Genomic DNA, 7,526 nt, shown 5'->3' with positions numbered 1-7,526 from the left:
CGGCCGACGCCGCGTTCGCCGAGCGCATGGCCGAGGCCGCGCGCGCCGCGCAGGAGGCGCGGGCCCGTGCCACGCGCGCCCTGACCGGTGCGACGCGCGTCGTCCCGCAGCCCACCGTGACGGGCCACGCCGTGCGCCCGTCGGACTCGCCGACCCAGATGATCGCGCGCGTGGTCGTCGACGACTCGTGGTCCCCGGTCCCGGTGCCCAAGCCCACGTACTCGCTCAAGCCCGAAGCGCCGCGCCGCGAGCCCGTCGCGCTGCAGAACCTCGAGGGTTCGACGGCGGCGGCCGTCGCGTCGCCGGTGGCCGAGTCGACCCCGGCCGCCACCGTGCCCGCCGAGGTCAGCGCGCCGGCGACCACCGGCTCGATCGACCTCGACGCCGTGCTCGCGCGTCGTCGTGCGTCGGGGCAGTGAGCCTGAGCGGCGTGTCGACCGACCCGACCGACTCGATTTTTCTTGGGGCGCCTGCGTGGGCTAGTCTGTAGCCCGCTTCAAGGGGCTGTGGCGCAGTTGGTAGCGCGTCTCGTTCGCAATGAGAAGGTCAGGGGTTCGAATCCCCTCAGCTCCACCCATGTCGAAGGGTCCGGCCAGACGGCCGGGCCCTTCGTCGTTCCCGATCCTCCCGCGTGTGGCCCGACGCGTGCCCTGCCACGGTCACGGCGAGCTCGGTCGCCGGTCATGCCGCTCGGCGCACCAGCGCCGCCTCCTGGGTGATTCGGTAGTAGTTGCTCCGGGCGCGTAACGCGCAGAAAACATGCTCCGCACATGATTTACGCGCTGGAAATGTGCACCTCATCTAGCGTGCGCGCCGCTTCGTAGCGTCGGCGTCGGTCCCGTTCGCCCCCGTCGGGACCTCCCGGAAGCAAAGGAACGACGTGCGAACCTCGACGCGCTCGAGCCGACTCACGGCGGTTGCCCTCGCCGTAGCGCTCACCACAGGAACACTCACCACGGTGGCCACAGCAGCGAACGCTGCCGCCACCCCGACCACGAACGGTGAGGTCGCCTCCGGCGACAACTGGACCGTCACCGACCTCGGCGGCATGTACGAGGTCACGCTCGACCTCGACCGTCCCTTGGAGATCCGCAGCGACGCCCCCACGCTGCTGGTCGACGGCAAGGCCGTGGGCCTCGCCACGGAGTCCCCCTCGGGCCGCACCCTGACGGCCCTCACGGACGACGCCTCCGTCCTCACGGCGAAGCGCGTGACGGCCGGCTGGTTCAGCGACGCCGGGACGACGTCGGTCAAGCCCGCCGACGTCGACCCCGCGCCGGAGCCCGAGGACATCGACGACGCGCCGCAGAGCACGCCCGACCCGTCGGTCCCGGGCGAGTACTCCTACACCAAGGCGCTGTACTCCTTCGGCAACCAGGCCATCGAGCTCGCCGGCATCAGCGGCATCCGTGGAGAGGTCGAGGGCAAGGTCTACCTGCCCGACATGGACGAGGCCGCGCCCGTCGTGCTGTTCCTGCACGGCCGGCACACGTCGTGCAACGGCGCGGGCAGCAACCCCGCGCGCTGGCCCTGCCTGCCCACGCAGACCAACATCCCGAGCTACGCCGGCTACGACGGCGCCGCCGAGGCGCTGGCCAGCCACGGCTACGCGGTGATCTCGATCGGCGCGAACGCGATCAACTCGAACGACAACCAGCTCGCGCTCGACTACGGCGCGCAGGCGCGCGGCCAGCTGATCCTCGACACGCTCTCGATCTTCGAGGACGCGAACGAGGGGAAGTCGACGACGCTGCACGACGCGCAGACCGACGCCGACGTCACGCTCGCCGACGCGCTCGCGGGAACGGCGGACCTGCCCGCCGCGGCGCTCGACGACGACATCGTCGAGCTGACGCCCGCCGACCTCGTCGGCAAGCTCGACTTCTCGCGCATCGGCCTCATGGGCCACTCGCGCGGTGGTGAGGGCGTCACGTCGGCGGCCACGCTCAACGCCGGCCTCGACGACCCGTTCGACATCGTCTCGATCCTTCCGCTCGCCCCGGTCGACTTCGGCCGCATGACGACGCCGAACATCCCGACGATGCTGCTGCTGCCCTACTGCGACGGCGACGTGTCGAGCCAGCAGGGCCAGCACATGAACGACGACTCGCGCTACGCGTTCGACGACGACGTGCTCCGCACGGACGTGTGGGTCATGGGTGCGAACCACAACTTCTTCAACACGGTCTGGACGCCGTCGAAGTACTCCCTGTCGACGTCCGACGACTGGTCGGGCACCAACGCCACCTCGGCCCGCTCGACCGACTCGGTCTGCGGCACGACGGGCGCGGCGGTCGACACGACCATCCGCCTCACCGACGACGAGCAGTACGACACGGGCACGACGCTCATGGCCGGCTGGTTCCGCCTGACGGTCGGTGGCGAGGACGAGTTCCTGCCGATGTTCGACGGCTCGGGTGCGAAGGTCGACTCGATCAAGGACTTCGACATCCGCGTCTCGGCGACCCAGCCCGCCTCCGCCCGCTCCGACATCGCGACGTTCACCACGGCGGGTGCGGTGCGCACGTACGGCACGGCCACGGCCACGCTGTGCGCGTCGATGTCGGGACGCGCGGTCCCGCAGGTCCTGCCGTACTGCTCGACGACGCTCGCCTCGGCGCAGCTCCCGCACTGGACCTCGGTCCGCTTCGGCGGTGACGTCCCCGCGAGCCCGATGACCCGCATGCAGTGGACCAACGGCACGGGCGAGATCCGCGTCTCGGTCCCGCGCTCGGCGCGTGACGCCTCGGCGCACGAGTTCCTCACGCTCAAGGCCTCGCCGGACGAGTCGGTCGCGTACGGCGCCGGCACGGACCTGACGGTGACTCTCGTCGACGGCACGGGTGCGACCTCCACCACGGCGGTCTCGGCGCTCAACCCGAATGCCCTGGTCCGGCTCCCGCAGAGCACGCAGAACCCCACGACGCTGGGCAAGATCGTGCTGCACGAGGTCCGGCTCCCGCTGGAGTCGGTGGACATCGACCTGACGGACGTGCGTGAGGTCCGGATCAAGGCGGCGGTCGGCCTCGGCGACTCGGTCAGCGGTGGCGTGTACCTCACGGACCTCGCGTTCGCGTCGTCCGCACTCGGCACGGCCACGGCCACGACCGAGGTCACGGTCAACACGGCGCCCGTACGGGTCGAGGAGGGCAACGGCCCGGACGAGGCACTCGTCCCGGTCGTCCTGTCGAAGCCCGCGACGAAGCCCGTCACTGCCTACGTGTCGGTGATCGGCGGCACGACCGCGACCGCCAAGGCCGGGATGCAGATGGCCAAGGTCGTCTTCGCCCCGGGCCAGACGTGCACCACGGTCCCCGTCGCCACCTATGGCGACGCGGCGGCGAGCTCGGCGGCCACGACCACCTACACGGTGTCGGTGACCAACACGAGCAACGCCGTCATGGGCACCGACGCGTTCGCGCCGCTCGTCGTCCGCGAGGACGACGGCGTGACGGCGGGGACCCCGGCCCCCGCGTACGGCGTGCAGGGTGACCCGTGCGCCGAGCTCTCCGCGACGGTCGGCACGCTCACCCCGGGCGTCGAGAAGGTCGGCCCGGGCGAGACCGTCACGGTGACGGGCAGCGGGTTCCGCGCGGCCGAGTCGGTCGCGTTCACGCTCGGTGGCGTCCCGGTCGGCTCGTTCGTCGCCGCCGGCGACGGCACGGTCACGGCCGCGCTCGTCGTCTCGCAGGACGCGGCGCTCGGGACCGCCGAGCTCACGGCGCTCGCCGCGGGCTCGGGCCGGACGGCCACCGGCACGGTCTCGGTGCTGGCGCCCACGTCGACGACGCTCTCGCTCGCCCCGGAGCTCCCGGGCATCCTCGAGCCGGTCACGCTGACGGCGGCCGTCGAGGGTGTCGAGGTCGCCGGTGAGGTCACCTTCCTCGACGGCGAGACCGTGCTCGGCACGGCCGACGTGGTCGAGGGCGTCGCGACGCTCGAGGTCGCCGACGGGTTCGCCGCCGGTGAGCACGCGATCACCGCGACGTTCGGCGAGACGGCCACGGCCGCGTCCTCGTCGTCGCAGGTCGTCTCGTTCCTGCTCGCCAAGGGCCTGTCGACGATCGCGCTGGCGCTCGGCACGTCCGACTCGGTGTACGGCACGCCGGTCACCGGGGTCGTCGCGGTCGGCGGTTCGACCACCGGCACGGTGACCCTCACCTACGGCTCGACGTCGCAGCGGCTCACGCTCGTCGGCGGGTCGGCGAAGGTCGGGCTGCCGGCCGGGCTCACGCCCGGGTCGTACACGGTCTCCGCGACGTTCGACGGCACCGCGAAGGTCGCGGCGAGCGGCACCGTCTCGGCCGACGTGACGATCGCGAAGCGGGCGACCGCGGCGGCCGCCACGGCTCCGACGTCGGTCACGGTCGGCGGCAAGGTGTCCGGCACGGTGACGCTGTCCGGCGGGATCGCCGGCACGAAGCCGAGCGGCAAGGTCACCGTGCAGGTCAAGAAGGGCACCGGTGCGTGGTCCACGGCCACCACCGCGACCCTGACCAGCAAGGGCACCGCGTCGTACTCCTTCACGGCACCGACGAGCCCCGCGACCCTCTCGGTCCGCGCGGTCTACGCCGGTGACGCCCGCTACGCCGCGTCGACCTCGCCGGCGACGGCGGTCAGCGTGGTCAAGAAGGCCACGAAGACGTCGGTCTCGGCCGCGTCGAAGGCCAAGCTGCGCGCGAAGATCTCGGCCACGGTCGCGGTCACCCCGGCAGCGTCCACGGCCGGCGCCTCGGTGAAGGTCTACACGAAGCAGCAGGGCGGTTCGTGGAAGCTCGTCACCACGGCCACGCTCGGCGCCAACGGCAAGGCCACGGTCTCCGTGTCCGGCACGGCCGTCGGCACGCTGCAGATCAAGGCCGTCTACGGCGGCAGCGGAACGCTGTCCGCCAGCACCGGGACGGACGCTGTGACGATCACGAAGTGACGCGAGTGCGTTGACGCTCGCGTCGACGACCAGCACGACGAGGCCCCGGTTCCCCCGATCCGGGGCCTCGTCGTGCGTCGGGTGCGGCTGCCCCCTGCTCAGCCGCACCCTGCCTCACGTACTGCGCAGGGGGCGCGACGTCATGCGGTCCTCTGCGACGGGCACGAGCCCCCGCACAGGAAGGGTGCGACGGTGTACTGCGCGCCGACGTTGCCGCGCAGCAGCCACGACAGGACGAGCGCGGGTGCCGTCCGGGCGGTGTGCCGCCAGCCCGGGCCCACGCGCACCAGCGGTGCGTGACCGCAGCGGCGCGTCACGCGCGGCAGGACGGTGACGGCTGCCGCCGGGTCGTTGCTGGTGCCGATCTGGTGCGTGCCGAGCTCCCCGGTGAGCTCGACCAGGAAGCACGTGCCCTCGCCGGGCACGGCGCGGACCACCTGGGCCAGGCGCGTGTCGGTGACCTCGAGCGTGACGATCAGGGCCTCGCCCGACTCCAGGCGGGCCAGTCGCGGTCCGAGCTCAGCCGCCGGCAGTGGCGTCCAGCGATCGGGTGCGGAGGCGGACATCACCAGGAGCTCGCGAGCGGGTTCGCGTGCGGCCCAGGCGGAGGGGACGGTGTCTGGCACGGTGGACCGTGCGGTCGGGCGGTGCACGGGGACTCCTTCAGGTCGCGGCTGCGGAGCGGGTCGTCCGACGCGGCCCCGCAGCCGGGGTGCGCGTCGGGTGGGCGGCGTCACGGCGTGGTGCGTGCCGCCGGTGGTTGCTGGGATCCCGCACCGCGCAGGACGAGCGCGATGCGTTGGTGCAGCGGCAGCGCGAGCAGTGCGCGCCGTTGCAGGTACGCCGCGCGGCGGACGGCCCGCGTGGCGTCGGCTGACCGCTGGGCGGCCACGTCAGCGCTCGGCCGCGGGCTCACTGTGCACCGGGCCGGGTTCGGGGGAGCTGTCGCCCACCGCGATGAGCAGGAGGCCCAGCACGGTGCTGAGCACGAGCGTCGTGCCGGAGACGACGAGCGCGGACCAGGCGAGCGTCGAGCGGCCGCTGGGCCGCCGCACCCGCAGGATCGCGACGACGAGCGCCACGAGCGCGAGCGGGATCGCGACGAACGGGCTGAGGAACAGGGTCAGCACCGCGACGAGCGAGGCGACGAGCGCTACAAGTGCGCCGGGGTCCGCCCTGCCGGGCGCAGGCGCGGCGGGCAGGACCGTGACCGCCGGCGGCGCGACGACCGGGGTGGTGCCCGCGGCGATCGCGTCGACCGAGCCGAGGCCGGCGAGCACGCGACGCACGTCGTCGGACGTCGGTTCCTCCCCGAGCGCCTCCTCGAGGTGCTCGCGCACCGCGTCGAGCGTGTCCTGGTGCTCGCGCGGGTCGGACCCGACGAGGGCGCGGTCGAGGTCCGCCAGGTAGGCCTGGACCAGCGGGTGCTCTGACATGGGTGTCGTCCTTGTCATCGGGACTCTGCCAGCACGGTGTCGACGTCCTGCCGGAAGGGTTCCCACGCACGGGTGAACTGCTCGAGGGCCGTTCGTCCGTCCGGGGTGAGCTCGTAATACCGGCGCGGCGGACCGCTCGTCGACTCCTGCCAGGTGGTCTCGACCCAGCCCAGCCGGCGCAGCCGGGAGAGCAGCGGGTACAGCGTGCCCTCGCTCGCGAAGAGCACCTGGTGACGGGACAGACGTGTCGCCAGCTCGAGCCCGTACGCGCGGCCGGAGTGCAGGCAGGCGAGCACGCAGTACTCCAGAACCCCCTTGCGCAACTGCGTCAGCAGCGCGTCTGACTCTGCGGCCATGTGGGGGAACCTAGCAGTCTCTTGCTGCGCAAGGTAGTGATTGTTGCAAAGAACTCTGCTTTGGTAGGAACCTGCGGCGGCCAGGGCCGTTCGTCGACCCAACAAGGGGGTTTCGTGCACCACGTGAAGAAGCTCGTGACCGCGGTGCTGACCGCGGCGCTGCTTGTCGCCGGAGGCTCTGCCGCACGCGCCGAGGACACGGTCGGCGACGACCTCGACCCGCAGCTCGTCGCGTACCTGGAGACCCTGACGCCGGCGGAGCGCGAGCAGTTCCTCGCGACGCTGCTCCCCGCGACCGTCGACGTCGTGGTCGGGGCGCAGGTGCCGACCGACGGCGCGGCGGTCAGCTCGCTCCTGACCGCGCGCCTGACCGGCCTGCGCGTCTCGCCGCTCGCGACGGGCTGCTGGTCGCAGCGGTGGACGTGGGCGCCCAAGGCCGCGGCGGGCAACACGCTCTACACCTACTACCACGTCGGGTCGTGGTGCTCGTCGGGGAGCTCGGTGACGAGCGCGCGCATCGCCGACTACGGCGGCGAGACGTCCACGCCCGGCTGGGACTACGAGGGCGTGATCGCGAGCGGCAAGGGAGTCGTCTCGAACGAGGGCCGCTCGTACTCGAAGCACAAGTTCGAGCTCCGGGTGGGCTCGTGGGTCGTGCAGACCGCGACGCCGTGCGGCCGGGTCAAGGGTCGGTCCTCCGGGAGCTCGACCGCGGACGCGACCTGCGGGATCTACTGACGCCCCGCTCGCCGCAGCGGGTGTGGGTCGCGACGGCGGCCGACCGGGAGGGCGGTCGGCCGCCGTCGC

At 72.5% G+C, this 7,526-nt stretch carries 5 protein-coding genes, 1 tRNA gene and 1 pseudogene; 4 read left to right on the top strand and 3 right to left on the bottom strand.

Annotated elements, in window-relative coordinates; translation table 11 throughout:
* The 3 genes and pseudogenes from CWIS_RS18975 to CWIS_RS12480 all read left to right on the top strand — a co-directional run.
* A pseudogene (locus tag CWIS_RS18975) lies at positions 1–419 on the top strand (hypothetical protein); the annotation flags it as partial.
* Between the two features lie 81 nt (positions 420–500).
* Positions 501–573, top strand: a tRNA-Ala gene (locus CWIS_RS12485).
* A gap of 385 nt (positions 574–958) precedes the next feature.
* Positions 959–4,927: an Ig-like domain-containing protein gene (locus tag CWIS_RS12480; RefSeq protein WP_048343637.1), complete on the top strand. Its 3,969-nt coding sequence runs from the start codon at positions 959–961 to the stop codon at positions 4,925–4,927.
* A 140-nt stretch (positions 4,928–5,067) separates the two neighbouring features.
* On the opposite strand, the gene CWIS_RS12475 is transcribed toward CWIS_RS12480, so the two are convergent.
* From CWIS_RS12475 to CWIS_RS12465, 3 genes are all read right to left on the bottom strand, one after another.
* Positions 5,068–5,580: a hypothetical protein gene (locus CWIS_RS12475; RefSeq protein WP_048343636.1), complete on the bottom strand. Its 513-nt coding sequence runs from the start codon at positions 5,578–5,580 to the stop codon at positions 5,068–5,070.
* 240 nt (positions 5,581–5,820) lie between these two features.
* On the bottom strand, positions 5,821–6,363 hold the full coding sequence (locus CWIS_RS12470) for a hypothetical protein (protein WP_048343635.1): 543 nt from the start codon (positions 6,361–6,363) through the stop codon (positions 5,821–5,823).
* Positions 6,364–6,377: 14 nt separating this feature from the next.
* On the bottom strand, positions 6,378–6,719 hold the full coding sequence (locus CWIS_RS12465) for a PadR family transcriptional regulator (RefSeq protein WP_048343634.1): 342 nt from the start codon (positions 6,717–6,719) through the stop codon (positions 6,378–6,380).
* Between the two features lie 114 nt (positions 6,720–6,833).
* Here CWIS_RS12465 and CWIS_RS12460 point away from each other — a divergent pair, with 114 nt between their 5' ends.
* A complete protein-coding gene (locus CWIS_RS12460; protein ID WP_048343633.1) occupies positions 6,834–7,457 on the top strand; it encodes a hypothetical protein in 624 nt (207 codons plus the stop codon).
* The last annotated feature ends 69 nt before the right edge of the window (positions 7,458–7,526 follow it).

The sequence above is a fragment of the Cellulomonas sp. A375-1 genome, assembly GCF_001040865.1.
GTDB lineage: Bacteria > Actinomycetota > Actinomycetes > Actinomycetales > Cellulomonadaceae > Cellulomonas > Cellulomonas gelida.
The sequence above is the reverse complement of the archived record's forward strand: the minus strand, read 5'-3'. Positions and strand labels throughout refer to the sequence as shown.